The sequence below is a fragment of the Plantibacter sp. lyk4-40-MEA-4 genome (genome assembly GCF_030209415.1).
Taxonomy (GTDB): domain Bacteria; phylum Actinomycetota; class Actinomycetes; order Actinomycetales; family Microbacteriaceae; genus Plantibacter; species Plantibacter flavus_A.
The window spans coordinates 599,482-624,742 of record NZ_JARVSA010000005.1 but is presented as its reverse complement, the minus strand read 5'-3'; the positions used below and the strand labels follow the sequence as shown (position 1 = coordinate 624,742).

At 69.9% G+C, this 25,261-nt stretch carries 23 protein-coding genes and 2 riboswitches; of the genes, 9 read left to right on the top strand and 14 right to left on the bottom strand.

The features are described from left to right. The first annotated feature begins 67 nt into the window (after nucleotides 1-67). On the top strand, nucleotides 68-1,063 hold the full coding sequence (locus tag QRN44_RS12855; protein WP_285039311.1) for a fructose-bisphosphatase class II: 996 nt from the start codon (nucleotides 68-70) through the stop codon (nucleotides 1,061-1,063). A 50-nt stretch (nucleotides 1,064-1,113) separates the two neighbouring features. After that, complete coding sequence (gene glpX, locus QRN44_RS12850; RefSeq protein WP_064296437.1) at nucleotides 1,114-2,112, top strand: class II fructose-bisphosphatase; 999 nt, start codon at nucleotides 1,114-1,116, stop codon at nucleotides 2,110-2,112. A 79-nt stretch (nucleotides 2,113-2,191) separates the two neighbouring features. Here glpX and QRN44_RS12845 read toward each other — a convergent pair whose 3' ends face one another. Next, nucleotides 2,192-3,571 carry a DNA recombination protein RmuC gene (locus QRN44_RS12845; RefSeq protein WP_285039310.1) on the bottom strand — a complete coding sequence of 460 codons (1,380 nt, stop codon included), beginning with the start codon at nucleotides 3,569-3,571 and terminating at the stop codon, nucleotides 2,192-2,194. Nucleotides 3,572-3,629: 58 nt separating this feature from the next. Further along, nucleotides 3,630-4,211, bottom strand: a complete 582-nt coding sequence (locus QRN44_RS12840) for an exonuclease domain-containing protein (RefSeq protein ID WP_064296572.1) — start codon at nucleotides 4,209-4,211, stop codon at nucleotides 3,630-3,632. 132 nt (nucleotides 4,212-4,343) lie between these two features. On the opposite strand from QRN44_RS12840, the gene ychF reads away from it, so the two are divergent. Further along, nucleotides 4,344-5,417, top strand: coding sequence for a redox-regulated ATPase YchF (ychF, locus tag QRN44_RS12835; protein ID WP_064296436.1), 1,074 nt, complete (start codon nucleotides 4,344-4,346; stop codon nucleotides 5,415-5,417). 69 nt (nucleotides 5,418-5,486) lie between these two features. Here the strand turns inward: ychF and QRN44_RS12830 are convergent, their stop codons facing one another. Beyond that, nucleotides 5,487-5,825 carry a hypothetical protein gene (locus tag QRN44_RS12830; protein WP_285039309.1) on the bottom strand — a complete coding sequence of 113 codons (339 nt, stop codon included), beginning with the start codon at nucleotides 5,823-5,825 and terminating at the stop codon, nucleotides 5,487-5,489. Next, on the bottom strand, nucleotides 5,822-6,340 hold the full coding sequence (locus tag QRN44_RS12825; RefSeq protein ID WP_285039308.1) for a hypothetical protein: 519 nt from the start codon (nucleotides 6,338-6,340) through the stop codon (nucleotides 5,822-5,824). The genes QRN44_RS12830 and QRN44_RS12825 overlap by 4 nt, the downstream gene beginning before the upstream one ends. 136 nt (nucleotides 6,341-6,476) lie before the next feature. Here QRN44_RS12825 and QRN44_RS12820 point away from each other — a divergent pair, with 136 nt between their 5' ends. Continuing rightward, a complete protein-coding gene (locus QRN44_RS12820; RefSeq protein ID WP_285039307.1) occupies nucleotides 6,477-7,646 on the top strand; it encodes a hypothetical protein in 1,170 nt (389 codons plus the stop codon). A 13-nt stretch (nucleotides 7,647-7,659) separates the two neighbouring features. Here QRN44_RS12820 and QRN44_RS12815 read toward each other — a convergent pair whose 3' ends face one another. Both QRN44_RS12815 and QRN44_RS12810 read right to left on the bottom strand, forming a co-directional pair. Beyond that, nucleotides 7,660-8,007 carry a LysR family transcriptional regulator gene (locus QRN44_RS12815; protein ID WP_071261055.1) on the bottom strand — a complete coding sequence of 116 codons (348 nt, stop codon included), beginning with the start codon at nucleotides 8,005-8,007 and terminating at the stop codon, nucleotides 7,660-7,662. 46 nt (nucleotides 8,008-8,053) lie between these two features. Next, a complete protein-coding gene (locus QRN44_RS12810) occupies nucleotides 8,054-9,283 on the bottom strand; it encodes an ice-binding family protein (RefSeq protein ID WP_285039306.1) in 1,230 nt (409 codons plus the stop codon). Between the two features lie 210 nt (nucleotides 9,284-9,493). Here QRN44_RS12810 and QRN44_RS12805 point away from each other — a divergent pair, with 210 nt between their 5' ends. Then, the gene (locus QRN44_RS12805) at nucleotides 9,494-11,149 is read left to right on the top strand and encodes an ABC-F family ATP-binding cassette domain-containing protein (protein WP_285039305.1); all 1,656 of its coding nucleotides are present in this window, start codon (nucleotides 9,494-9,496) and stop codon (nucleotides 11,147-11,149) included. A gap of 100 nt (nucleotides 11,150-11,249) precedes the next feature. Here QRN44_RS12805 and QRN44_RS12800 read toward each other — a convergent pair whose 3' ends face one another. From QRN44_RS12800 to QRN44_RS12770, 7 genes are all read right to left on the bottom strand, one after another. Continuing rightward, the gene (locus QRN44_RS12800; protein WP_064296430.1) at nucleotides 11,250-11,465 is read right to left on the bottom strand and encodes a hypothetical protein; all 216 of its coding nucleotides are present in this window, start codon (nucleotides 11,463-11,465) and stop codon (nucleotides 11,250-11,252) included. A gap of 117 nt (nucleotides 11,466-11,582) precedes the next feature. Beyond that, a complete protein-coding gene (locus QRN44_RS12795) occupies nucleotides 11,583-11,783 on the bottom strand; it encodes a hypothetical protein (RefSeq protein ID WP_064296429.1) in 201 nt (66 codons plus the stop codon). Between the two features lie 108 nt (nucleotides 11,784-11,891). Further along, nucleotides 11,892-13,034 (bottom strand): cysteine desulfurase family protein, encoded by a 1,143-nt coding sequence (locus QRN44_RS12790; RefSeq protein ID WP_285039304.1) that lies wholly within the window; start codon nucleotides 13,032-13,034, stop codon nucleotides 11,892-11,894. 1 nt (nucleotide 13,035) lies between these two features. Continuing rightward, nucleotides 13,036-13,887 carry a carboxylating nicotinate-nucleotide diphosphorylase gene (gene nadC / locus QRN44_RS12785; RefSeq protein WP_079002077.1) on the bottom strand — a complete coding sequence of 284 codons (852 nt, stop codon included), beginning with the start codon at nucleotides 13,885-13,887 and terminating at the stop codon, nucleotides 13,036-13,038. After that, on the bottom strand, nucleotides 13,881-15,506 hold the full coding sequence (gene nadB / locus QRN44_RS12780) for an L-aspartate oxidase (RefSeq protein ID WP_285039302.1): 1,626 nt from the start codon (nucleotides 15,504-15,506) through the stop codon (nucleotides 13,881-13,883). Before nadB ends, nadC begins: the two co-directional genes overlap by 7 nt. Before the next feature lies 1 nt (nucleotide 15,507). After that, nucleotides 15,508-16,815 (bottom strand): quinolinate synthase NadA, encoded by a 1,308-nt coding sequence (gene nadA / locus QRN44_RS12775; RefSeq protein WP_285039301.1) that lies wholly within the window; start codon nucleotides 16,813-16,815, stop codon nucleotides 15,508-15,510. Further along, on the bottom strand, nucleotides 16,812-17,597 hold the full coding sequence (locus QRN44_RS12770) for an NUDIX hydrolase (protein ID WP_079002083.1): 786 nt from the start codon (nucleotides 17,595-17,597) through the stop codon (nucleotides 16,812-16,814). Before QRN44_RS12770 ends, nadA begins: the two co-directional genes overlap by 4 nt. 149 nt (nucleotides 17,598-17,746) lie before the next feature. Then, nucleotides 17,747-17,832, top strand: a riboswitch (glycine riboswitch). A gap of 1 nt (nucleotide 17,833) precedes the next feature. Beyond that, a riboswitch (glycine riboswitch) is annotated at nucleotides 17,834-17,937 on the top strand. Nucleotides 17,938-17,993: 56 nt separating this feature from the next. Between QRN44_RS12770 and gcvT the strand changes: the two genes are divergently transcribed. From gcvT to gcvP, 3 genes are read left to right on the top strand one after another with little or no spacing between them, the layout of a single operon-like run. Then, nucleotides 17,994-19,118, top strand: a complete 1,125-nt coding sequence (gene gcvT, locus QRN44_RS12765; RefSeq protein WP_285039300.1) for a glycine cleavage system aminomethyltransferase GcvT — start codon at nucleotides 17,994-17,996, stop codon at nucleotides 19,116-19,118. Between the two features lie 3 nt (nucleotides 19,119-19,121). Next, a complete protein-coding gene (gcvH, locus tag QRN44_RS12760) occupies nucleotides 19,122-19,496 on the top strand; it encodes a glycine cleavage system protein GcvH (protein WP_064296422.1) in 375 nt (124 codons plus the stop codon). Then, entirely contained in the window at nucleotides 19,496-22,417 is a 2,922-nt protein-coding gene (gene gcvP, locus QRN44_RS12755) for an aminomethyl-transferring glycine dehydrogenase (RefSeq protein WP_285039299.1), read from the top strand. Before gcvH ends, gcvP begins: the two co-directional genes overlap by 1 nt. Before the next feature lie 75 nt (nucleotides 22,418-22,492). Here gcvP and QRN44_RS12750 read toward each other — a convergent pair whose 3' ends face one another. Beyond that, entirely contained in the window at nucleotides 22,493-23,305 is an 813-nt protein-coding gene (locus tag QRN44_RS12750; protein WP_285039298.1) for a CPBP family intramembrane glutamic endopeptidase, read from the bottom strand. Nucleotides 23,306-23,641: 336 nt separating this feature from the next. Between QRN44_RS12750 and QRN44_RS12745 the strand changes: the two genes are divergently transcribed. Then, a complete protein-coding gene (locus tag QRN44_RS12745) occupies nucleotides 23,642-25,261 on the top strand; it encodes a peptide ABC transporter substrate-binding protein (RefSeq protein WP_285039297.1) in 1,620 nt (539 codons plus the stop codon).

Sequence of the window (25,261 nt, the reverse complement as noted above, 5' to 3'; positions counted from 1 at the left end):
TTGCGTGGGGACGATTCGCCTTGAAGTCTAGTGACTCGGGCTCCGAGGCATACGGCACGATGGGGACATGATCGAGCGCACTCCGGACACCGACCTCCTCGACGGCTTCCTCGACGCCACGCGGGCCGCCGCTGCCGCCGTCGCCGGTCTCGTGGGTGGCGGCGACGGCATGCGGATCGACGGGGTCGCCGTCGACGCGCTCCGCCGGGCGCTCGAATCGCTCCCGGTCGACGGGCGCGTCGTCGTGGGGGAGGGCGAGAAGGACCAGGCGCCCATGCTCTTCGTGGGCGAACGCTTCGGCACGGGTGCGGGGCCGGCGATCGACCTCGCCGTCGACCCCGTGGACGGCACCAAGCTCGCGGCCGCCGGGAAGCCGGACTCCGTCGCCGTGATCGCCATCGCCCCGCGCGGTGCGATGTTCGACATCGGCCCGGCGTACTACCTCGAGAAGCTCGTCGCGGCCGGTGGGGGACGCGAGCTGTCGCTCGGCGACCCGATCGCGGTGACCCTCGACCGGCTCGCCGCGCGGCTGGGGCGGCCGGTCGAGCAGCTGCGCGTCGCGGTCCAGGACCGTCCTCGGAACGCGGCGACCGCTCAGGCCGTGACCGCCGCCGGTGCCGAGCTCGTGAGCTTCACGGATGGCGACGTCGCCCTGTCACTGCGGGCCGCGGCCGCCGACGGCGACCTCGATCTGCTCCTCGGCGTGGGCGGGGCCCCGGAGGGCATCCTCACGGCTGCCGCGGTCCGGGCCCTCGATGGCTGGATGACGGCGCGCTTCGCACCGCAGTCGCCGGAGGAACGGGCGCGGCTCATCGAGGCAGGGACCGATCTCGAACGCGAGGTCCCGCTCGACGAACTCTGCCGCGACGACGCCTGGCTGCTGCTCAGCGCCGTCACGTCGACCGCGCTCGCCGCCGGAGCCGAACTCGCCGGAGTCCGGGCCGGCGCTGACGACGGTGTCACGGTCGAGTCCGTCGTCGTCGGTCCCGGGAGCCCGCTGACGAGGTCACGGAAGCGCCTCGATCGAGACGCATCCACCGGCCTTCCCGGCCCGGTTCGATAGGCTGAAACCCTCATCCACCGAAGCGTCGTGTCCCACGAGGCGAGCGATCCATGGAGGATCCAGTGACCCAGCCTGAAACCGGCTCCCACTATCTGCAGCCCGACCGCAACCTCGCCATGGAGCTCGTGAGAGCGACGGAGGCCGCCGCGATCCGGGCGGCGCCGTTCATCGGGCGAGGCGACAAGAACGCCGCCGACGGTGCGGCGGTCGACGCCATGCGCGCCTTCCTCGGCACCGTCAACTTCGACGGCGTGGTCGTCATCGGCGAGGGCGAGAAGGACGAAGCGCCCATGCTCTTCAACGGCGAGCACGTCGGCAACGGCCGCGGCCCGTCCTGCGACATCGCGGTCGACCCGATCGACGGCACGAGCCTCACCGCCGCCGGCCGGCAGAACGCCCTCTCCGTCATCGCCGTGTCCGACCGCGGCAGCATGTTCGACCCGTCCGCGGTGTTCTACATGGACAAGATCGTCACCGGCGCCGACGGCATCGGTGTCGTCGACATCAGCCAGTCCATCGGCGACAACATCCGCGAGCTCGCGAAGGCCAAGGGCAAGCAGCCCGAGGACATCCGCGTCGCCGTCCTCGACCGACCGCGCCACGCGCAGCTCATCGAGGAGATCCGCGCGGCCGGTGCCGGGACGCGGCTGTTGCTCGACGGCGACGTCGCGGGTGGCATCAACGCCGCGCGCTACGACTCACGGATCGACATGTGCGTCGGCATCGGCGGCACGCCCGAGGGCATCATCACCGCGTGTGCCGTTAAGGCGCTCGGTGGTCTCATCCAGGGCAAGCTCATGCCGAAGGACGACGCCGAACGCGAGCGTGCGCTCGCGGCCGGTCACGACCTCGACCGTGTCCTCGGCGCGAACGACCTCGTCCGCGGCGACAACACGTACTTCGTCGCGACGGGCGTCACCCACGGTGAACTCGTCGACGGCGTGCAGCGCAAGGGTCCGATCATCCGCACCGAGAGCCTCGTGCTGCGGTCGCGTTCCGGCACCATCCGTCGTGTCGAGGCGGACCACCTCGCTGCGAAGTGGCTCTAGCCGCGCCTCCATCAGCGCGAAGCGCCCGGTTCCACCTCACGGTGGTGCCGGGCGCTTCGTCGTGCGGCGTTCGTGCCGGTCAGTCCTGGAGCCGGTGCGCGAGCCGGGCCTCCAGCTCGCTCGGCTCGGCATCGGACGGCTCCGGCGAGGGCTGCGCCTCCGGTGCGGTGAGGCGCTTCGGTGAGGCGTCGCTCTGGCTCACCTGACCGATGACCGTCGCCTCGTCGAGGGCGTCGAGCTTGCGCGCCGTGACGAGCACGCGGGTCTCGAACGACGAGGCGAACTGGTTGTAGTTGGTGACCGTGCTCTCGATCGAACGGCGCAGGCGGTCGGCGTGGTCCGACAGCGTCGAGAGCCGCTGGTAGAGCTCCTTGCCGAGGTCGAACAGTCGCTTCGCGTCCTCGGTGAGGACGTCCTGCTGCCAGGTGAACGCGACCGTCTTGAGGACCGCCCACAGGTTGACGGGGGAGGTGAGGGCGACCCGTTTGCCGAAGGCGTAGTCGAGCAGGCTCGCGTCGGCCTCGAGCGCTGCGGCGAGGAGCGACTCGCTCGGGATGAAGCAGATGACGAACTCCGGGCTCGACTCGAGGCCGCGCCAGTACCCCTTCGCCGCGAGGGCGTCGACATGCGACCGCACGGCCTTCACGTGCTGCGCGAGGAGGGCGGTGCGTCGCGCGGCCTCCTCGCCCGTCGCGGTGACGGGGATGGTGCTGGCTTCGAGGTACTGCGCGAACGGCACCTTCGCGTCGACCGCGATCGACTTGCCGCCGGGGAGCCGCACGACCATGTCGGGTCGGCCGACGCCGTTGTCGGAGGTGATGCTCGACTGCAGGTCGAAGTCGACGCGTTGTGTGAGGCCCGCGGCTTCGACGACGTTGCGGAGCTGGGTCTCACCCCAGACGCCGCGGGTCGCGTTGTTCCGGAGCGCCGAGGCGAGCGACTCCGTCGTGGACCGCAGGCGTTCCTCGGACTCCGAAGCCGTCTTCAGTTGTTGTGCGAGCTCGCCGTGCTGTCGGCTGCGCTGCTGCTCGAGTTCCGCGACCTTCGCCTGCATGTGTTCGAGGCTGTGCTGCACGGGCGCGAGGGCCTGCAGGACCTGACTCTCCTCGTGTTCCTGGCGCAATCGTCGTTCGGCGTCGGCGCGGTGGCGTTCGGCGAGCTCGCGGTACTGCTCGCGCTGGGCGTTCAGCTCACGCCCGAGACCGTCGGCTGTGGCGTCGAGGGCGGCGAGTTCGGCGCGCAGTGCGGCGCGGAGTTCCGCCTCCTTCGCGGAGGCGTCGGCGAGGAGCTGCGCCTGCTGGCCACGGAGGTCGGCGAGCTGGGCGGTGTGCCTGGCCTCGAGCAGCGCCGGGTCGACCGATCCCGTGCCGGTGCGCCGCTGCAGCAGGAGGACTGCCACGGCTGCGCCGATGACGAGTCCGATGAGGAGGCCGATCCCGAGGGCGAGTGCGCTGTCCATGCCCTCAGTGTGTCGCGGGCCGCCGACATCGCTCGGAGGCCGCGCGGCGACCGCGGGCTCAGGCGGCGACGGCCGTCCCGATCCGGCCGATCTTCACGCTCGTGAGCTGCGCGAGTTCGGCGATCGAGGAGGCGCCGTGGCGGGCGGCAGCGTGGATGATGATGTGCGCGGAGGCCTCGGCGTCGCCGGTGGCGTCGTGGTGCTGGAAGTCGTCGAACCCGGCGGCGAGAGCGGCCACCGGAAGTCGGTAGGAGTCGAGCTGATACGTCTTGCGGGCGACGTTGAGGCTGCACAGGTAGCTGAGGTCGGGGCAGTCGAGGCCCGTGGCGGCGCAACCACCGCGGATGACGCCCATGTCGAAGCCGGCGTTGTGTGCGACGAGCGCGTCACCCTGGGCGAAGTCGAGGAGGGTGTCGAGCTGGTCCGCCCAACCGGGCGCACCGAGGACGTCGGTCGCGACGATCCCGTGGATGCGCGTGTTCCACTCGAGGAACGCGTCGTGTCCGGCAGGGGGCTGGATGAGCCAGCCCGCGCGGTCGACGACGATGCCGTCTCGGACCCTGACGAGGCCCACGCTGCAGGCGGAGGCGGATGACGAGTTCGCGGTCTCGAAGTCGATGGCGGTGAAATCCAGTGGCACGTCCTCACCCTCGCACCAGCGTCCGACACCGCCCGGGTGGCACGCCGCACGCCGCTCGATCGACCGTGCCGATCCGTGCCCGGAGCGGAGGCGCGACCCACGGGGACGCGCGGCCAAGTACGATAGACCCTCGTGGCTCTTACTCTCGGCATCGTCGGCCTGCCCAACGTCGGCAAGTCCACCCTGTTCAACGCGCTCACGCGCAACAACGTGCTCGCAGCGAACTATCCGTTCGCGACGATCGAGCCGAACGTCGGCGTGGTCGAATTGCCCGACGCCCGGCTCGGCAAGCTCGCGGAGATCTTCGGCAGCGAGCGCATCCTGCCCGCCGCGGTGTCCTTCGTCGACATCGCCGGCATCGTCAAGGGCGCGAGCGAGGGGGAGGGGCTCGGCAACAAGTTCCTCGCGAACATCCGCGAGGCCGACGCCATCGCGCAGGTCGTGCGCGGCTTCGCCGACCCCGACGTCGTGCACGTCGACGGCGACGTGAACCCGGCCTCCGACATGGAGACCATCAACACCGAGCTCATCCTCGCCGACCTCGAGACGCTCGAGAAGGCGGTAACCCGGTTCGAGAAGGAGGTCAAGGGCAAGAAGCTCGACCCCTCCGTCCTCGCGGCGGCGAAGGAGGCGCAGGACGCGCTGAACGCTGGCACCCCGCTCTCGGCGACGAAGATCGACCTCGCGCCCATCAAGGAGCTCGGTCTCCTCACGGCCAAGCCGTTCATCTACGTCTTCAACGTCGACGAGGAGGTCCTCCAGGACCAGGCGAAGCTCGACGAGCTGGCCGCGCTCGTGGCGCCGGCGAAGGCCGTCTTCCTCGATGCGAAGCTCGAGTCGGAGCTCGTCGACCTCGACGAGGACGACGCCCGCGAGATGCTCGAGTCGACCGGCCAGACCGAGTCCGGCCTCGACCAGCTCGCACGCATCGGTTTCGCGACGCTCGGCCTGCAGACCTACCTCACGGCGGGCCCGAAGGAGTCGCGCGCGTGGACGATCCCGCAGGGTGCCAAGGCGCCCCAGGCGGCCGGCGTCATCCACACGGACTTCGAGAAGGGCTTCATCAAGGCCGAGGTCATCTCCTTCGACGACCTCGTCGAGACCGGCTCCGTCGCCGAGGCCCGCTCCAAGGGCAAGGCCCGCATGGAGGGCAAGGACTACGTCATGCAGGACGGCGACGTCGTGGAGTTCAGGTTCAACGTCTAGCTCGTCGAAAGCGCACGTTCCGTCGTCGACAGGCGCTCCAGTCGACGGAATGAGCGTTCTCGGTGGTGGTCACCGCTTCCGCCGCTGTTCCGCGATCCACGTGTGATCGGCGATCGCCGCTGAGACGGCTTCACGATACTGCGGGCCGTCTGCGCTGCGGTACAGATCCCTGCTGAAGAACTTCGACTCAGCTCGATAGGGCGCGCTGTTGTGGACACGCGTCGCGAGATCCGACAGGACATCGTGGTCGCCCGCGAGGTAGGCGGCGAGCTCGGTGTCGTTCAGTCGGATGAGCGCGGAATCGTCGATGAGGGCGCTGTAGCTGTATCTCGCGTGGAGGTAGAGCGAACCCTCCTGCTCGACGAGGAACCACATTCCCGGTTCATGGTCGACGTAGCGCACCGTCACCACCACCGTCTGGCGCGAGAGACCAAGCCCGCGAGGGCGGCGACCCCGGCGAGGGCGCTGACCGCCCCGAGGAAGCCCAGAGGGGTGTCGCGGAGCGGGCCGATGACGAGCAGGGCGCCGAGGCCGAGCGCTGCCACGCCGAACCCGGTGCGCCAGCGTCGGCCGACCTTCGCCGATGGGCGGCGGCGGGATGGCCCGGCGGGTCGCGGGCGCGCCCGGCGCCGCGCACTCAGCGATGGTCCGCCGTCGTCTGGCCCGTCGACGGCACGCCCGAACCCGTCGACCCACGGACCGGCACCGACCTCGGGGCAGCGGTCGTGCACGTTCGTCTCGCGGGTCGAGGTATCCGCCGGGTGGGCAGGCATGGCTGCGGCGAGATCCACGTCGAACCAGACGGAACCGTCCGGCAGGAGGGCGTCGTAGCCGACGAACCGCAGCGGCCGTCGGCGCCATCTCGACGTGCCACGGAACGCCGTCGCGCGGACGGCGACGGGTCGATCGGGCGATTCACGCATGGGTCGATGGTGGCACAGTGGGTCACCGTCGTTCAGCACCCCGGTGGTTCCGACGCCCCCAGCCGCCAGCGGGGTCGTGCTCCGGCGGTACGCTCGATGAGGCGCCACCCGAACGGGCGCCTGGGGGAGGCCACGGGTGACGATCGATCTGGCGAGCATGCTGGTGGTGGCGGTGATCGTCTGCGCCGCGTGCGGTATCTTCTACGGACTCGACAGCGCGCGAACCCTAGCCGGACGCCACCTGGCAGCATGGATGTCGGGATTCGCCACCACCCTGCTCTCGGCGGTCAGCTATCTCGCCGCCACGCTCAACGGCGACTCGGTGTGGATCGTCGCCGTCGCCAACGCCGCCATGGTCGCCTCGATCGCCGCTCTCTGGGTCGGGTGCCGGCTGTTCAACGGTCGACGCAGCCTCGTGCTGCTCGGCACCCTCTTCGTCGGGGTGACGGCGATCTCCGCCGTCCTCGACCCCACCGACGACCCGGAGTGGGCCGGTACCATCGCCCGGCTCATCTCGCTCATCATGCTGTCGCTGCTTGTCGCGTACGAGGCACGGCGGGGGCGCATGCGAACGGCGCCGGCGTCGCTGGTGCTCGTCGTCGTCATGCTCCTGCACGCGGTGTTCACCGCCGTGCGCCTCGCGGTCTACCTCGCGGCGGGTCCTCACTCGGAGATCTTCGAGCGGCTGTTCAGCACGCCCATCGTGACCTACATGAACCTCGTGTTCGTCGTCGCGGTCGCCGTCGGCCTCGTCCTCCTGCGCTCCTGGGAGCGCAAGCAGCGCCTCTCCTCGGAGCGGGTGGGCGTCCGCGCGGTGGGGCGCCGCGCGTTCATCGCCGAGGCGACCCGACTCCGCGACGGGCAACAGTCCGATCGTCGTCTCGCGATCCTCGTCGTGGCCATCGACGGCTACGGCGACCTCCGCCGAGCCTACGGGATGGCGACGGCGGGGGAGCTGGAGGCGCTGCTCGCCGCCGCGGTCTTCCGTGCGCTGCCGGCCGGGTCCGTCTGCACCCGCGTGTGGAGCGGGACGATCCTCGTGGCCACGTCGGTCGAACCGGGGCCGACCGGCCTCTCCGGTCTGCACGACCTCGCGGCGCCGATCGCCGCCGGCTACCGGGAGGCCGTGACGCAGCAGCTCGACGGCTTCGCCGGCGCTGCCGACGTCGGCGTCGCGGTGGATTCGGCTGCGCCGACCCCCGCCGAGACGCTCGTGTCGATCGCGCGGACGGCCAGGGCCGAGGCAGAGCGGCGAGGCGAGTCGGTGCGGGTCGTCGAGTCCGCGTCGGAGACGCAGGACCGCTGACGGCGCGTGCGGCTCAGCGACCCTGGCGCTTCTTGTACGGGAGCGGCTCGCCCTTGACCTTGGGCGCGCGACCCTTGCCCTTGTTCGCCTTGGCCTTGCCACCCGGCGCGGGAGCCGACTTCGCTGCCGCTGCCGCAGAGGCGTCGAGCTGGCGACGCGCCTCGATGAGGAACGCGTAGCCGGCGTCCGTCAGCTGCGTGGACTCCACGTCACGGGCGAACAGTTCCGCTCCGACGCTCTCCTCGAGCCTCCGGACGTCGGCGACGACGGTGCTCCTCGGCACACCGAGCGCCTTGGCCGCCTTCGCGAAGTGGAGGGTCTCCGCGGAGGCGACGAAGGAGCGCAGCTGCTTGTGGTCCATGCCCTCAGCCTACGGTCACGGCGTCAGGCTGCCGACCAGTGTCGCGTCAGCCACCCAGCTGGTCGCGTCGACGACGTCGCACGATCACCGAGGCGACACCCGCGAGCAGGCCGAGGCCGAGCAGGGAGCCGGCCACGATCGCGAGCGTGGATCCCTGGAACCCGGTGTCGGGGAGCCTCGTGATGTCTCCGGCCGGAACCGCCGGCTGACCGGGGACCTGCGGAGTGCCCGGCGGGACGGCCTCCGTGATGACGATCGTCGATTCGATGGAGTCGTCGGGTGCGGTGCCGTTACTCGCGGTGATGGTCACCGTGTAGGTCCCGGGCGTCGTCGGCGTACCGGTCACGCCACCGGTCACGCCGTCGAGGACGAGTCCCGGGGGCAGGGCACCTGAGGTGACGGTGTACGTCGCGTCGGGGCTGCCGGTCGAGGTGACCGTGCTGTCGTACGTCGTGCCGACGGTGCCGCCGGGGAGCGGAGCGGAGGTGATCTCCGGGCTCGTCGTCACGACGGAGCCGCTGCCGTCGTCGCAACCTGCAGGACGGGTGATGACCGTGTTGTCGAGCGTCACAGCACCCGTGGATGCGAGCAGGCGACCCTCGACGACCGTGCCCGATTGTGTGGAGATGGACGCGTCGGCGAGGATCGTGCCGACGAAGGGCGCGCCTCCGCGGAGCGTGGCCGAGCTGCCCACGCGCCAGAACACGTTGCAAGCACTCGCGCCGCCGACGAGGGTGACCGAGGAGCCGACGGCGGTGTCCAGCGTGCTCGCGGCCTGGAAGACCCAGACGGACTCTGCAGTGCCGGTGAGCGTCACGTTGCCGGTGAGGGAGATCTCCCCGCCTGCATAGACGCCGGGCTCGAGGTTCAGGCCGGTGAGGTCACCGACCTGCTGCGGGGCAGGAGTGAGACTGGAGGCGGTACCCATCGCGATGAGGAGATCGTTCTTGGCGGTGGCGGCGACCTCGTTGGTCACATCCTGGACGCCGTTGACGATGCCTGGCGGGAAATTGGTCACGGCGCTCCCCGGGCTCAGCCCGAGGTCGCCGTTGATCGTGGTCGGGGAGTCGGTGTTGGTGACGGTCGACCCTGCGAGCACGCCGTACTTGGCTGCCGTGCCCAGGTTGATCGGGCCGTCGATCGTGGTCGCGGCGTTCGCCGGTCCGGCACCGATGGTCAGGAGTCCGACGGTCACGACTGCCGCTGCGGCGAAGAGCCGTGGGCGAGTGCGACCGGGTCTGGCGCTGTGGTCGAGTGGGGAGAGTTCGAGGCGCATCAGGGCCCCTTCCATGTGGGAGGGGCGCGAAGCCAACGAGAATGGCGACATCAACCGCAACTGTTCCCTGTGTACCACCTTCGGGGGTCGCGCGGTCAGCTAGCGCTCCTGTCGTAGCCAATCGTTATCTCGGTGCGATACGCTACTCCGCCGACTCGTGGCGCGGAATGAACGTTCGGCGAAGCCTGCTCCGAATGAGACGATTGCAGCATGACTGCAACGCTCGTGGCCCAGGGCCTGGCCGGAGGACACGGCCACCGCACGCTCTTCGACGGCCTCGACCTGACGGTGGCGCCGGGGGACGTCATCGGGGTCGTCGGGATGAACGGCGCGGGGAAGTCGACGCTGCTGCACCTCCTCGGCGGCTCGCTCGAACCGCAGGCCGGCACGATCACGCTGTCGCCCTCCGACGCCTTCGTGGGCGCGCTCCCGCAGGAACACGAGCGCGTCGTCGGCGAGAGCGTCGCCGCCTACATCGCCCGGCGCACCGGCTGTGCGGCGGCGACCGAGGCGATGGATGCGGCCGCCGCGGCGCTCGCCGAACCCCCGCAGGCGGGCACGGACCCCGCGGACGTCTACTCCGCCGCCCTCGACCGCTGGTTGGCGAGCGGGGCGGCCGATCTCGAGGAGCGGATCCCCGCGGTCCTCGCCGACCTCGGGCTGGACCTCGACGCGGATGTCACGACCACGATGATGACCTCACTGTCGGGCGGGCAGGCCGCTCGCGTCGGACTGGCGGCGCTGCTGCTGTCGCGATTCGACATCGTCCTCCTCGACGAACCGACCAACGACCTCGACCTCGACGGTCTGGAGCGGCTCGAACGCTTCGTGCAGGGATTGCGCGGGGGTGTGGTGCTCGTCAGCCACGACCGTGAGTTCCTCGCCCGCTGCGTCACGCGCGTCCTCGAACTCGACCTCGCGCAGCAGAGCAACCGCGTCTTCGGGGGCGGGTACGAGGCCTACCTCGAGGAGCGCGAGGTCGCCAGGCGGCACGCCCGCGACGCCTACGACGAGTTCGCCGACAAGAAGGCCGACCTCATCGGTCGTGCCCGGGTGCAGCGGGAGTGGTCCAGCCAGGGCGTGCGGAACGCGATGAAGAAGGCGCCCGACAACGACAAGATCCGGCGGAAGGCCTCGGCGGAGTCCTCGGAGAAGCAGGCTCAGAAGGTCCGGCAGATGGAGAGCCGCATCGCCCGGCTGGACGAGGTGGAGGAACCGCGCAAGGAGTGGCAGCTGCAGTTCACGATCGGCAGCGCACCGCGCTCGAGCACGGTCGTCGCCACGCTCTCCGAGGCCGTCGTCCGGCAGGGCGACTTCCAGCTCGGCCCCCTGTCCCTCCAGGTGAACGTGGGCGATCGCATCGGCATCACGGGGCCCAACGGCGCCGGCAAGTCCACCCTGCTCGCGACGCTGCTCGGTCGCCGCGAACCTGATGCGGGCAGCGCGAGTCTCGGCTCCAGTGTGCGGATCGGCGAGATCGACCAGGCCCGCTCACTGCTCGTCGGCCCGGAGCCGCTCGCCGACCGCTTCGAGGCGATCGTGCCCGACCTCAGTCCGGGAGAGGTCAGGACGCTGCTGGCGAAGTTCGGGTTGAAGGCCGACCACGTGAACCGGCCCGTCGACGAGTTGTCGCCGGGGGAGCGCACCCGCGCCGGGCTCGCGGTGCTCCAAGCCACCGGGATCAACCTGCTGGTCTTGGACGAGCCGACGAACCACCTCGACCTCGCCGCCATCGAACAGCTCGAGGAGGCGCTCGAGAGCTACGACGGGACACTCCTGCTCGTCACCCACGACCGCCGCATGCTCGACACCGTCCGGATCGAACGGCGGTGGGTCGTCGAGGCCGGCCAGGTCACCGAGCGCTAGCGGCGATCGTCATCCGGGCCGTCGGTGGAGACCCTCGCCGGACATGAGCGAGGACCCCGCGGCGTTCGCCAGGCGGGGTCCTCGTCGTTCAGAGGGCGCGTCAGTCGCGCAGCTGCTCCTTGTAGTCGTTCTTCGCCTCGGTGGTGTCGCGCTCGGCCTCGGCCTTCTTCACGTCGGCCTCCGCCTGCTTCACCTTGGCGTCGGCCTTGGCCTCGTCCAGCTTGTCGCTGATGCGCTCCTTGGTGTCGTCGACGGCCTCGCCGATCTTCTTGCCCGTCGCCTCAGCAGCGTCCTTGGCGTTGTCCAGGAATCCCATCGTCAACTCCGTCTCTGATCCCGACTGTCGGTCACGATTCCAGCCTCACGGACCGATGCCTGCGCGGCAACCACTTGTGTTCCGCTGCATCGGCGGCTAGAGCGTGCGACGGCCCGTTCAGGGGGCTGGGGCGCCACCGTCGGTCGGGGTCGCGTGCGGCAGCCAGTCCTTGAGGATGACCTCCTCGGGGTCGACCAGACGCTCCGTGTGGAGGTCGTACTCCGGGTCTCGCTCGGCGAGGAACCGGGTGACGGCGTCAGCGTCCTCATTGTCGTGTCGACGTCGTGCGCGGTCTGCCGCGTCCTGCTCGGTGCTCATGGATCCCACCGTAGCCCAGCCTCCGTCGGCGGGCACCGCCAGACACCCGGCATCGGACACCCGGCACCGAGCGCGCGGCCGGATCCGTCCGGTCGGTCGTCGTGGGGTTCAGCGGAGACCCGCGACTGCCTCCACCGAGGCGACGACGGCGCTCGCCGTCCGGTCCAGATCGGCCGCGGTGACGGCGGCGGTCCAACTGAAGCGCACAGCGGTCTGCGCGACCTCCGGACCGATGCCGATCGCGAGGAGGACCGGCGACGGCTCGTCGCTGCCGGCGGCGCACGCGGAGCCGCTCGAGGAGACGACGCCGCGCCGTTCGAGTTCGAGGAGGACCGCCTCGCCCGAGGTCCCGGGGAACACGAACGACGCGATACCTGGCAGCCGTCGTTCGGGGTGGCCCGTCAACCGAGCGCGCGGGACCTCGTTCAGGACCCTCGCGATGAACTCGTCACGCAATCCACTGACACGGTCGACCGCTTCCACCCGATCACGCTCGGCGAGCTCCAGCGCCGTCGCGAGCCCGACGGCGGCGGCCACCTGTTCGGTCCCGCTCCGGCGCCCGCGTTCCTGCCCCCCACCGTGCAGGAGCGGTTCCAGGGGCAGCGACCCGCGAACGGCGAGCAGTCCGACCCCCTTCGGCGCCCCGAGCTTGTGACCGGCGAGGCTCAGCGCGTCCACGCCGAGGCGGTCGAGTCCGAGGGGGAGCCACCCTGCCGCCTGCACGGCGTCGGTGTGGAACGGGACGCCTGCGGCGCGCGTGACGGCTCCGAGCGCCGACAGGTCCTGGACCGAGCCGATCTCGTTGTTGGCCGCCATCACCGAGACGAGCACCGTGTCCGGCCGGAGTGCCGCGGCGAGTTCGGCCGGGTCGACCAGGCCGGTCCCGTCCACCGGGAGGATGGTCGCCTCGACCCCGTGGAACCGCGTGAGGTATGCGACCGATTCCGCGACCGCCTCGTGCTCGATCGGCGAGGTGACGACATGGCGTCCGCGTTCGAGGGCCGCCAGAGTGATGCCCTTGACCGCGAGGTTGTCCGCTTCGGTGCCACCCGAGGTGAACACCACGTCGCCAGGTCGGACGCCCAGCACGGTCGCGACGCGTCGCCGGGCGTCCCGTAACGCTCCGGCCGCCGCCTCGCCGACGGTGTGATGGCTCGACGGGTTGCCGAAGGTGCTCGTCAGGTACGGCCACATCGCCTCGAGCACCTCGGGGCGCACCGGCGTCGTCGCCGCGTTGTCGAGGTAGAGCATCTCAGTCGACCGAGACGTCGAGTCCGAGGTCGAGGGAGCGGACACTGTGCGTGAGGGCACCGGAGGAGATGACGTCCACACCGGTCTCCGCGATGGCTCGCACCGTCGACAGCGTCACGTTCCCGCTCGCCTCCACGATGGCGCGGCCGGCGATCAGCGCGACGCCCTCGCGGAGCTCGTCGACGGTGAAGTTGTCGAGCATGATCGTGTCGACGCCCGCCGCGAGTACCGCCTCGATCTGGTCCAGGCGGTCGACCTCGACCTCGATGGTCGTCGTGTGCGGGAGCTCCTCGCGGGCCCGCAGCAGCGCCTCGGTGACCGTCAGCCCACGCTCGAGGAGGACCGCCAGGTGGTTGTCCTTGACCATGACGGCGTCGGAGAGCGAATGGCGGTGGTTGTGTCCGCCGCCCGATCGCACCGCATGGCGCTCGAAGACGCGCAGGCCCGGGGTCGTCTTCCGGGTGTCGACGATGCGGGCGCGGGTGTCCGACACGGCGTCGACGTAAGCCGCGGTGATGGTCGCGATGCCGCTCATCCGCTGGACGAAGTTCAGGGCGACGCGCTCGGCGGTCAGGACGGCACGCGCCGGACCCGACACCATGGCGATGGTGTCGCCCGCGGCGAACCGTTCGCCGTCGGCGACGAGGAACGCGACCGTGATGCGTGGGTCGGTCAGTCGGAACGCCGCTTCGAACACGGCCGAGCCGCTGAAGACGCCCGCCTCTCGAGCGGCCAGGGAGGCCGAGGCCGTGGCGTCCTCCGGGATGAGGGTCGCCGCTGTGAGGTCACCCCACGGGGCGTCCTCGACGAGGGCCGCGGTGACGGTGGTGTCGATGAGGTGTGGGGTCAGCATGGTGCGAGCACGGTTCCGTTCACGGATGGGTGGGTGGTGGGCTGGGACGCGGCGGCCGAGGTGGCGAGGACGATCGCGATCGGCGACGCCTGATCGGGATCGACACCGGGATGGTCGTCCCTGGCGTGGGCACCGCGCGACTCGGTGCGGGCGAGGGCAGCGGCGACCACGGCCCGGGCGAGCAGCAGGAGGTTGCGGTCCTCGGCGGCCGCGACCGACCGCGGTGCGGTGACGACCTCGTCGCGTTCGGTCGACCACCGGTCCAGGGTCCGGCGCGCGAGCTCGAGACCACACGTGTCGCGGACCAGCCCGGCGTCCCGCCACATCACGGTGTGGAGCGCCGATCGGCTGAAGGGCTCGACGGGATCCGCCGGAAGCCCGGGGTCGCCTTCGGCCGCGCGGGGATCCAGGACGACCCGCTGACCGCCGAGCCTCGGGCGACCGGCGATCGGACCCGGTGCCGCATCGATCGCCGCGACGGCGCGGGCCGCGAAGACGGCACCCTCGAGGAGCGAGTTGGAGGCGAGGCGGTTAGCACCATGGACGCCTGTGCGTGCGACCTCGCCCACGGCGAGGAGCCCGGGCAGGGTGGTCCGGCCGTCGAGGTCCGTGGCGATGCCGCCCATCCAATAATGTGCGGCAGGGGCGACGGCGACCGGTGTGCGCGACCAGTCCACGCCGGAGGCTCTGAGATGCTCGTCGATCCCCGGGAAGCGTGCGGCGAGGCGGTCCGCACCGAGCGCGGTCGCGTCGAGCGTCACCGGCGCGCCACCCTGCGCAGCCATGGTCCGCGCGATCCCGCGGGCGACCACGTCGCGGGGCGCCAGCTCGGCGTCGGGGTGGAGCGCCCGCATGAAGCGTTCACCGTTCGCGTCACGGAGGACGGCCCCCTCGCCGCGGACGGCCTCGGAGACGAGGAAACTGCCGGGTGCGGCGAGCGCGGTCGGGTGGAACTGGACGAACTCCACGTCGGCCAGCACCGCCCCGGCACGGAGTGCTGCAGCGGCGCCGTCACCCGTCGCTACCGCCGGGTTGGTCGTGAACGGGTAGAGCTGTCCGACACCGCCGGTGGCGAGGATCACCTGGTCGGCGTCGACGGTGAACGCACCGCGCTCGGAGGACCGGAGGTGCGCACCGGTCACCGTCCCGGCGGTGACCACCAGGTCGACGAGAACGGTGTGCTCCAGCACGGTGACCCGCCGGGCTGCGAGCGTCTCGACGAGCGCCGTCTCGATCGCCGCGCCGGTCGCATCGCCGCCGGCGTGGAGCACCCGGGGGTAGGAGTGGGCCGCTTCGAGGCCCTTCGCGAAGGCGTCGCCGTCGCGGTCGAACGCCACACCGAAGTCGATGAGCTCGCGGATCCGTTCGGGCCCCTCGGTGCAGAGCACCCGCACGGCCTCCTCGTCGCACAGCCCCGCGCCGGCCAGCAGCGTGTCCCGGACGTGGTCCTCGACGCGGTCGTCGTCGAACATGACCCCGGCGATCCCGCCCTGGGCATAGCGCGTATTGCTCTGGCCGAGGACGTCCTTGGTGACGACCACCACGTCGTGCCGTTCGCTCGCGTGGATCGCGGCCACGAGACCGGCGATCCCGCTCCCGACCACGAGCACCGTCGCCATGTCAGCCGGCCTGGGTTCCGGTGGCGACCGGCGGCTTCGCGGCGAGCATGCGCTCGAGCGACAGCCGCGCCGGGACGGCCACGTCGTCGGACACGGTGATGCGGTTGAGCACCTCGCCCGCGACGAGTCCCTCGAGCACCCAGGCCAGGTAGCCGGGGTGGATGCGGTACATCGTCGAGCAGGGGCAGATCACGTCGTCGAGGCAGAAGATCGTGTGCTGCGGGTACTGCGCGGCGAGGCGCTGCACCATGTTGATCTCGGTGCCGATCGCGAACGTGGTGCCGTCCGGCGCCGCCGCGATGGCCTTCTGGATGTAGTCCGTCGACCCCGCTTCGTCTGCCGCGTCGACGACCGCCATCGGGCACTCGGGGTGCACGATGACCCGGACGCCGGGGTGCTGCGCCCGGGCGCGGTCGATCTGATCGACGGTGAACCGCTTGTGCACCGAGCAGAAGCCGTGCCACAGGATGACCTCGGCCTGCTCCAGGTCGGTCGCCTCGTTGCCGCCGAGCGGGCGGTTCGGGTTCCACATCGGCATGTGCTCGAGTGGCACCCCCAGCTTCTTGGCGGTGTTCCGACCCAGGTGCTGGTCCGGGAAGAACAGCACCCGCTGTCCCCGCTCGAAGGCCCACCGCAGGACCGTCTCCGCGTTGCTGGACGTGCAGACGATCCCGCCGTGCCGACCGCAGAAGCCCTTGAGCGCCGCCGAGGAGTTCATGTAGGTGACGGGGACGACCGGTACCCGGCCGTCGGCGTCCGGTTCGGTCCCGTAGAGCGCCTCGAGGGCCTCCCACGCCTCCTCGACCTGGTCGATGTCCGCCATGTCGGCCATCGAGCATCCGGCGGCGAGGTTCGGGAGGATCACGGCCTGCTCGGGACCGGACAGCAGGTCGGCGGTCTCGGCCATGAAGTGCACGCCGCAGAACACGATCGCCTCGGCCTCGGTGCGGGCCTTGGCCGCGTTCGCGAGCTGGAAGGAGTCGCCGATGTAGTCGGCGTGCTGGACCACCTCGTCGCGCTGGTAGAAGTGTCCGAGGATCACGACACGGTCTCCGAGCGTCTGCTTCGCGGCCACGATGCGGCGGTGGAGCTCATCGTTCGAGGCCTCGCGGTAGGCGGCCGGGAGCTGGCCTTGCCGAGGCGAACCGGTCGGGATGACGTCGCCCATCGACGCTCCAGGGCCGTAGCTCGGCGGTTGCAGGTCGAACACCCAGGGCCCGGCCGCGAGTTCGGGCGCACAGGTCGCGCCGTCGGACGCACCCTCGGTGATCTGCTGGATGGTATCGTCGACGGACGCGGTGATGGTCATGCTGGCTCCTCGGACTGCTGACGGGTGGTGGTCGGGGTGGACGTCGTGGGCCTGCGGCTCGTCGACCGGCCGGGCGACGGGGTCTCCGGTCGGTTGACGGGCTGGGTCCACCGGTAGAGCCGCGCCGGGCGGTGGCGCCCACCGGTACGGAGTTCGTCGGTCTGCAGGACGAGACCGGAGGACTCGACCTGGCGTCGGAAGTTGGCGGGGTCGAGTTGCTTCTGCAACACCGCCTCGTGCACCTCCCGGAGTTCGGAGAGGGTGAAGGTCTCCCCGAGGAAGGCGTGCGCGATGTGGCTGTACTCCAGCTTGTTGCGGAGCCGCCACAGGGCGTACTCGACGATGTCGCGGTGGTCGAACGCCAACGGGGGGAGTGCGTCGGCCGGGAACCAGCGGACGTTCTGGCCGAGCCGCGTGCGCTTCGCCTCGTCGGACCCGACGAGCGCCCAGTAGACGATCGAGACGACCCGCTCGGCGGGAGAGCGGTCGAGGTCGCCGAACGCGTAGAGCTGCTCGAGGTACCGCGGACGGAGGGAGGTGGTCGTCTCCAGGGTCGACGAGGCCGCGTCCGCGAGGGATTCCGCGGCACCGAGCGGGCCACCCGGCAGTGCCCAGAGGCCGTCGTAGGGCTCACGGATGCGTCGGACGAGCGGGAGCCAGATACCGGGTGCCGGATCGGTCGCGCCGAACCCGTCGTCTGCCCGGAGCGTGAAGATGACGGTCGAGACCGCGAGGCCGACCTGCGGGTCCGTCTGCTCCACGGGAGTCGTCGATCGCTGCATGGGGTCTCCGGGTTCCGGAGCACGGGCGGCACTTCAGGTGGAAATGACCTGTACTCGCTACAGGCTTAGTGTACACCTGACTCGAACAAGGTCCTGCGCCGAGGCGACCACTCGCGATATGCTGGCGGCTCAATCGAACATCGGGCCGCAAACACGATGCGGGAGAGCCGGTACGCCGGCACCGAAGGAGCAAGCCTCCCCGCCAATCTCTCAGGTCCTGTACCGCATCGGACTGGCCACTCTGGAAAGCAGCGCACGTTCGTGGTGCGCTCGCCGACGGTGAAAGCAGTGTCCGCAGCAGCGGCACTCGTGAAGCTCTCAGGCCAATGACAGAGGGGGAGTTCCCAACGGGCACCGTCAGGTGTCCGCAGCGCACCACGCGACCCCGGAGAACTCGTGACCGACCTCGAACGAACCAGCCCGCTCCATGCCGTCCACGAAGCCGCCGGCGCGAGTTTCACGGACTTCGCCGGATGGCAGATGCCCGTGCGGTACTCGAGCGATCTCGCCGAGCACCATGCCGTCCGCACCGCCGCCGGCATCTTCGACATCTCCCACATGGCCGAGATCCAGGTCGTGGGCGACGACGCAGCCGACTTCCTCGACCAGGCGCTCGCGGGCAAGCTGTCCGCCATCGACCTGCTCCAGGCCAAGTACTCCCTGCTGCTGAACGAGGCCGGCGGCATCATCGACGACCTCGTCGTCTACCGCAACGGCGAGCACGAGTACCTCGTCGTCGCGAACGCGGGCAACCACGACGCCGTCGTCGCAGCGCTCACCGAGCGCGCCGCGGCGTTCGAGCACGTGGTCGTCATGGACCGCAGCGACGAGATCGCGCTCATCGCCGTCCAGGGGCCCGCCTCCCGCGCCATCCTCCAGGCGACCGAGGGGCTCCACATCCTGGACGAGCTGCCCTCCCTCGACGAGGTGAAGTACTACCGCGCGACCGGTGCCTCCTTCGAGAACGGCACGGTCTTCATCGGGCGCACCGGCTACACCGGCGAGGACGGGTTCGAGCTGTACGTCGACGCCGCCGACTCCGTCGAGCTGTGGAACGCCATCGTCGCCGCCGGGACACCGCTCGGACTGGTCCCCGCCGGCCTCGCCAGTCGCGACACGCTCCGCCTCGAAGCCGGCATGCCGCTCTACGGCCACGAACTCGGTCCGGACATGCTGCCGGTCCAGGCCGGACTCGGCCGGGTCGTCGCGCTCGGGAAGCACGGCACGTTCGTCGGACGCGACGCCGTCGAGGCAGGCCCGGCGGACGGCGCACCGGTCCTCGTCGCCCTCGTCTCCGATGGGCGTCGCGCCGGTCGTGCCGGTTACCGCGTCCTCGCCGGCGACACGACGGTCGGCGAGGTGACGAGCGGGGCACTGTCGCCCACCCTCGGGCACCCGATCGCCATGGCCTACGTACACCCCGACCACGCCGAGCCGGGCACCGTGCTCGACATCGACGTCCGCGGCACGCGGATCCCCGCGACCGTCACCACGCTCCCCTTCTATTCGAGAGAGAAGTAACCCATGGCCGACAAGACCACCCTCAAGTACACCGCCGAGCACGAGTGGATCCGCGTCGAGGGCGATCTCGCCGTCATCGGGATCACCGACTACGCCGCCGAGAAGCTCGGTGACGTCGTCTTCGTGGATCTCCCCGCCGTCGGCGCGGCGCTCTCGGCCAGCACCGTGGTCGGCGAGATCGAGTCCACGAAGTCCGTCGGCGAGCTCTTCGCCCCGCTCGACGGCGAGGTCGTCGAGGCCAACGACGCCGTCGTCGACGACCCGTCGCTCGTCAACAGCGACCCGTTCGGTGCCGGCTGGCTCGTCTCCGTCCGGTACGACGCGCTGCCCGACACGCTCCTCAGCTGGGACGACTACGCCGCGCTGGTGGGCGAGTGATGGCGGACCGCTTCGCAGAACGGCATATCGGAACCGACACCGCAGCCCAGGCGACGATGCTCGCCGCCGTCGGATACGACAGCGTCGACGCCCTGCTCGCCGCGGCCGTCCCGTCCGCGATCACTGCCGCCGAACTCGCCTCGTCGAGCATCCCCGACGCCGCGACCGAGCGGGCGGCGCTCGCCGAACTCCGAGAGCTCGCCGGCCGCAACACGGTGAACCGGAGCCTCATCGGTCTCGGCTACTTCGACACGATCACGCCGGCGGTCATCAAGCGGAACGTGCTCGAGAACCCCTCCTGGTACACGGCCTACACGCCGTACCAGCCCGAGATCTCGCAGGGCCGCCTCGAGGCGCTCATCAACTTCCAGACGATGGTCGCGGACCTCACCGGTCTCGACACGGCCAACGCCTCGATGCTCGACGAGAGCACCGCGGTGGTCGAAGGCATGCTCCTCGCGCGCCGGGCCTCGAAGCTCGCCGACGCGACGTTCATCGTCGACGCCGACGCGTACCCGCAGACGAAGGCGCTCCTCCGGAGTCGCGCCGAAGCGGTCGGCATCGACCTCGTCGAACTGCCGTTGTCGTCCACCTCGCCCGAGGACCTTCCGGCGGCGTTCGGCGTCTTCGTGCAGTACCCCGGCGCCTCCGGGCTCGTTTGGGATCCGTCGGCGGTCCTCGCGGCGGTCAAGGCGGCCGGCGGCGTGTCGGTCGTCGCGGCCGACCTCCTCGCCCTCGCGCTCATCTCCTCGCCCGGTTCCCTCGGCGCGGACATCGCGGTCGGGACGAGCCAGCGCTTCGGTGTGCCGATGGGCTTCGGCGGGCCGCACGCAGGGTACCTCGCGGTCCGCAAGGGCCTCGAACGCCAGATGCCCGGTCGCCTCGTCGGCGTCAGCCAGGACGCGGCGGGTCACCCCGCGTACCGGCTCACGCTGCAGACGCGCGAGCAGCACATCCGCCGTGAGAAGGCCACGAGCAACATCTGCACGGCCCAGGTCCTCTTGGCCGTCATGGCAGCGATGTACGCCGTGTACCACGGGCCCGGCGGGCTCAAGCGGATCGCACAGTCGGTGCACGCGACCACCGCGAGTGCAGCCCGTCTGCTGGAGTCGGCGGGTGTCGAGGTGCTCACGGAGCACTACTTCGACACCCTGCAGGTGCGGGTCGCCGACAGCGCGGCGGTGGTGGCGGGCGCGCACGACCGCGGCCTCCTGCTGTGGGCCGTCGACGAGACGACCGTCTCGATGAGCTTCGACGAGGTGAGCGCGGTCGAGAGCGTCGTCCCGACGCTCGTCGAGGTGCTCACGACCGCTGGGACCGCCACCGTCGGAGAGCCGTCGGCATACGTCTTCGACGAAGGGTCGTCCGCCTCGGCGTTCGGGCCGAGCGCCGTGTCGGAGTACCCGGCCGCGCTCGCCCGCGAGACCGAGTACCTCACGCACCCGGTGTTCAACACGCACCACTCGGAGACCGCCATGATGCGGTACCTCAAGCAGCTGGCCGACCGCGACTACGCGCTCGACCGCGGGATGATCCCGCTCGGTTCGTGCACGATGAAGCTCAACGCCGCCACCGAGATGGAGGCCGTCACCTGGCCCGAGTTCGCCGGGCTGCACCCGTTCGCCCCGCGCGAGGATGTCGCAGGCTCGCTCGAACTCGTCGACCAGCTCGAGACCTGGCTGGCCGAGGTCACCGGTTACGACTCCGTGTCGCTCCAGCCGAACGCCGGCAGCCAGGGTGAGCTCGCCGGTCTCCTCGCCATCCGCGGCTACCACCGCGCGAACGGCGACGAGCAGCGGACGGTCTGCCTCATCCCGTCGAGCGCGCACGGCACGAACGCGGCCTCGGCCGTCCTCGCCGGCATGCGGGTCGTCGTCGTGGCGTGCGACGAGCAGGGCAACGTCGACCTCGACGACCTCCGGGCGAAGATCGAGGCCAACGCCGAGTCCCTCGCCGCGCTCATGATCACCTACCCGTCCACCCACGGCGTGTACGAGCACGAGGTGAAGACGATCACCCAGGCCGTGCACGACGCCGGCGGCCAGGTCTACGTCGACGGTGCGAACCTCAACGCGTTGCTCGGGTACGCGCGGTTCGGGGAGTTCGGCGGCGACGTCTCGCACTTGAACCTGCACAAGACGTTCTGCATCCCGCACGGCGGTGGCGGCCCCGGTGTCGGGCCGGTCGCGGCGAAGGCGCACCTCGCGCCGTTCCTGCCCGGTCACCCGCTGGCGCAGCGCGCCGAGCACCCGCTGCTCGGCGGCGGGACGGTCGTGCACGCCGGCGGTCCGATCTCGGCGGCTCCCTACGGCAGCCCCAGCATCCTCCCGATCTCGTGGGCCTACGTCCGCATGATGGGTTCGGAGGGGCTCCGCGAGGCGACCGGGGCCGCGGTGCTCGCGGCGAACTACATCGCTGCGCGACTGCGCGACCACTATCCCGTCCTGTACACGGGCGACAGCGACCTCGTGGCGCACGAGTGCATCCTCGACCTCCGTCCGCTCAAGGAGGCGACCGGGATCTCCGTCGACGACGTGGCGAAGCGCCTCGTCGACTACGGCTTCCACGCGCCGACGATGTCGTTCCCCGTCGCGGGGACGCTCATGGTCGAGCCGACCGAGAGCGAGGACCTCACGGAGGTCGACCGCTTCGTCGACGCGATGATCGCGATCAAGGCGGAAGCGGACGCCGTCGCCGCGGGCGAGTGGCCTGCCGACGACAACCCGCTCGTCGGGGCGCCGCACACGGCCCAGTCGGTCATCGAGGGGGAGTGGACGCACGCGTATTCGCGCGAGCTCGCCGTCTACCCCGTGCACACGCTCGTGCGCACGAAGTACTGGCCGCCGGTGCGTCGCATCGACCAGGCGTACGGCGACCGCAACCTCGTGTGCGCCTGCCCGCCGCCCGAGGCCTTCGCCTAGCAGGTCCATGAGCACTCCCTCGCCCATTCGTGGGCGAGGGAGTGCTCATTCGCCCACAGATCGGCGAACGGGTGCTCAGGTCGACGGCGTCGCCGCGAAGATCTCCGGCCACCAGGCCACGGCGAGCGGGAAGCCCGCGAACGAGATGATGTCGATGACCGTGTGTGCCACGACCAACGGCATCACCCGACCCCAGCGCTTGTAGCACCAGCCGAACGCGATCCCCATGGCGACGTTGCCGAAGAAGGGCCCGATGCCCTGGTACAGGTGATAGCTCCCGCGGAGGACGGCGGTCGACAGGATGATCGTCCACCACCCCCACCCGATCTCGCGGAGCCTGGTGTACAGGTAACCGATGATGATGACCTCCTCCTGGAGGCCGGCGCGGAGGGCTGAGAAGACGAGCATCGGGATCGTCCACCAGTACATGGTGTCGGGGAACGTCGAGACCGCGACCGTGACACCGAGGGCGCGTCCCAACGCGTAGACGCCGATGCCGGGGACGCCGATCGCGGCGACGAGGAGCAGCCCGCGGCCGAGGTCGCGTCCGGGGGAGCGGAGGTCGAGTCCCATCCGCGCGAACCCGCTCCGTCCGGGCTGCCAGAGCAGGTAGATGACGAGGGCGACCGGCGCGAGCTGGAAGAAGAGCCCGAGGAACTGGTAGCTGAAGTCGAGCCATTCCCGGGTGGCCTGCGTGGTGTTGATCGCCGCCGACTGATCGGAGAGCGGTGGCCCCGCGGTGAGCTTCGCGATGAGCGAGATGATCGAGTACACCGCAGACGCCCCGAGGCTCAGCGCGAGCACGATGCCGATCTCCCACCACCGACGGCTGTCTCCGACGCCCTCGGGGAGGTTTGGTCCCCGCTCGGTGGTGTTCTGTTCGCTCACCGGTCCATTCTGCTGGCTGGTGGCTCCGAGCGCGCCGCATAGCATCTGCGCGTCCACTCGGCTGATGTCGGGAGCAAAACGGCTTACGATTCGTATCCAGAAGGTGGATGCGACCGCACGAGTTTTGCGATCACGACCGTTCTCGTGCGTGGCAGGCGGGATCCGTGCACGAAAAAGCACTCCGGAGCAACAATCCGTCAATTGGGTTACCGCTGTGTAACGTTTGGCGTCCCAGTTTGCTCGCCGTCCTGCTTCTGCTTATCGTCAGAGTATTCAAAGAGCGATCCAGCGCACACGATGCGCTGGTTTCGCTTGCCCTTTCCCCAAGGAGGAACTGTGAAGTTCAGTCGGTTCGGCTCTGCCGCCGCCATCATCGCAGCCGGGGCTCTCGTCCTCACCGGATGTTCCGGTGGCGGTTCCAGCAGCGAGAGCACCAGCAGCGCATCATCCATCATCACGACCAACGGCTCCGAGCCGGAGTCGGGCCTCATCCCCAGCGACACCAACGAGGTCGGTGGCGGAAAGATCCTCGACGAGATCTTCGCGGGCCTCGTCTACTACGACGCCAAGGGCAAGCCGGTCAACGACCTGGCTGAGTCGATCGAGACCGACGACTCGATCACCTTCACGATCAAGATCAAGCCGGACCAGAAGTTCACCAACGGTGACCCGGTCGACGCCGAGTCGTTCGTGAACGCTTGGAAGGACGCTGCGAAGTTCTCCAACGCTCGTAAGAACAGCTACTTCTTCGAGGACATCAAGGGCTTCAACGCCGAGGCTGACAGCGACCTGACCGGTCTGAACGTCGTCGACGACACCACGTTCACGGTCGAGCTCAACGAAGCACGTTCGGACTTCCCGCTCCGCCTCGGGTACTCCTCCTTCTACCCGCTGCCGAAGTCGGCGTTCGACGAGTCCGGCAAGGTTACGGCCGAGTTCGGTCAGAACCCCGTCGGCAACGGACCGTACAAGCTCGACGGTGAGAAGGCCTGGAAGCACAACGAGTCCATCGCGCTCGTCACCAACGACGAGTACAACGGTGGTCGCAAGCCGAAGAACGGCGGCGTGACCATCAACTTCTACGCCAGCTTCGACGCGGCATACGCCGACCTGCTCGGTGGCAACCTCGACGTGCTCGACCAGATCCCGGACTCGGCGATCTCGACGTTCCAGGACGACCTCGGTGACCGCGCGGTGAACCAGCCGGCCGCGATCTTCCAGTCCTTCACGATCCCGTCCCGCCTCCCGCACTTCAGCGGCGAGGAAGGCCAGCTGCGTCGCGAGGCGATCTCGTACGCGATCAACCGCAAGCAGATCACCGACGTCATCTTCGAGGGCACCCGTACGCCTGCGACCGACTTCACGTCGCCGGTCATCGACGGCTACTCCGAGGACATCCCCGGCAACGAGGTGCTGACCAACGACGACAAGAAGGCAAAGGAACTCTGGGCACAGGCTGACGCCATCTCCCCGTGGGACGGCTCCTTCCAGATCGCCTACAACGCCGACGGTCCGCACCAGGCCTGGGTCGACGCGGTGACGAACAACATCAAGAACACGCTCGGTATCGAGTCCTCCGGTGTTCCGGTCGCCGTCTTCGGTGACTTCCGTGAGAGCATCACGAGTCGTCAGATCCAGACCGCGTTCCGCAGCGGATGGCAGGCCGACTACCCGGGTCTGTACAACTTCCTCGGCCCGCTGTACGCGACCGGTGCTTCGTCCAACGACGGCGACTACTCGAGCCCCGAGTTCGACAAGCTGCTGAGCGAGGGCGCGAGCGAGTCCGACTTGGACGCTGCGAACAAGAAGTTCCAGGAAGCCCAGGAGGTCCTCTTCAAGGACCTGCCCGTCATCCCGCTCTGGTACCAGAACGTGAGCGGTGGTTTCGGCGAAGGCGTGCAGAACGTCGAGTTCGGATGGAACTCCGTGCCCCTCTACTACGAGATCACCAAGTAA

Excerpts from the sequence above, each read along its gene's own strand:
- QRN44_RS12810 (WP_285039306.1), bottom strand. The coding sequence starts at position 9,283 with ATGCGCCTCGAACTCTCCCCACTCGACCACAGCGCCAGACCCGGTCGC.
- gcvP (WP_285039299.1), top strand. The coding sequence starts at position 19,496 with ATGGCGGACCGCTTCGCAGAACGGCATATCGGAACCGACACCGCAGCC.
- glpX (WP_064296437.1), top strand. The coding sequence starts at position 1,114 with ATGGAGGATCCAGTGACCCAGCCTGAAACCGGCTCCCACTATCTGCAG.
- QRN44_RS12815 (WP_071261055.1), bottom strand. The coding sequence starts at position 8,007 with ATGGACCACAAGCAGCTGCGCTCCTTCGTCGCCTCCGCGGAGACCCTC.
- nadC (WP_079002077.1), bottom strand. The coding sequence starts at position 13,887 with ATGCTGACCCCACACCTCATCGACACCACCGTCACCGCGGCCCTCGTC.
- QRN44_RS12770 (WP_079002083.1), bottom strand. The coding sequence starts at position 17,597 with ATGCAGCGATCGACGACTCCCGTGGAGCAGACGGACCCGCAGGTCGGC.
- QRN44_RS12800 (WP_064296430.1), bottom strand. The coding sequence starts at position 11,465 with ATGGGATTCCTGGACAACGCCAAGGACGCTGCTGAGGCGACGGGCAAG.
- QRN44_RS12795 (WP_064296429.1), bottom strand. The coding sequence starts at position 11,783 with ATGAGCACCGAGCAGGACGCGGCAGACCGCGCACGACGTCGACACGAC.
- QRN44_RS12825 (WP_285039308.1), bottom strand. The coding sequence starts at position 6,340 with ATGCGTGAATCGCCCGATCGACCCGTCGCCGTCCGCGCGACGGCGTTC.
- QRN44_RS12790 (WP_285039304.1), bottom strand. The coding sequence starts at position 13,034 with ATGCTCTACCTCGACAACGCGGCGACGACGCCGGTGCGCCCCGAGGTG.
- QRN44_RS12845 (WP_285039310.1), bottom strand. The coding sequence starts at position 3,571 with ATGGACAGCGCACTCGCCCTCGGGATCGGCCTCCTCATCGGACTCGTC.
- nadA (WP_285039301.1), bottom strand. The coding sequence starts at position 16,815 with ATGACCATCACCGCGTCCGTCGACGATACCATCCAGCAGATCACCGAG.
- gcvH (WP_064296422.1), top strand. The coding sequence starts at position 19,122 with ATGGCCGACAAGACCACCCTCAAGTACACCGCCGAGCACGAGTGGATC.
- QRN44_RS12855 (WP_285039311.1), top strand. The coding sequence starts at position 68 with ATGATCGAGCGCACTCCGGACACCGACCTCCTCGACGGCTTCCTCGAC.
- nadB (WP_285039302.1), bottom strand. The coding sequence starts at position 15,506 with ATGGCGACGGTGCTCGTGGTCGGGAGCGGGATCGCCGGTCTCGTGGCC.
- QRN44_RS12805 (WP_285039305.1), top strand. The coding sequence starts at position 9,494 with ATGACTGCAACGCTCGTGGCCCAGGGCCTGGCCGGAGGACACGGCCAC.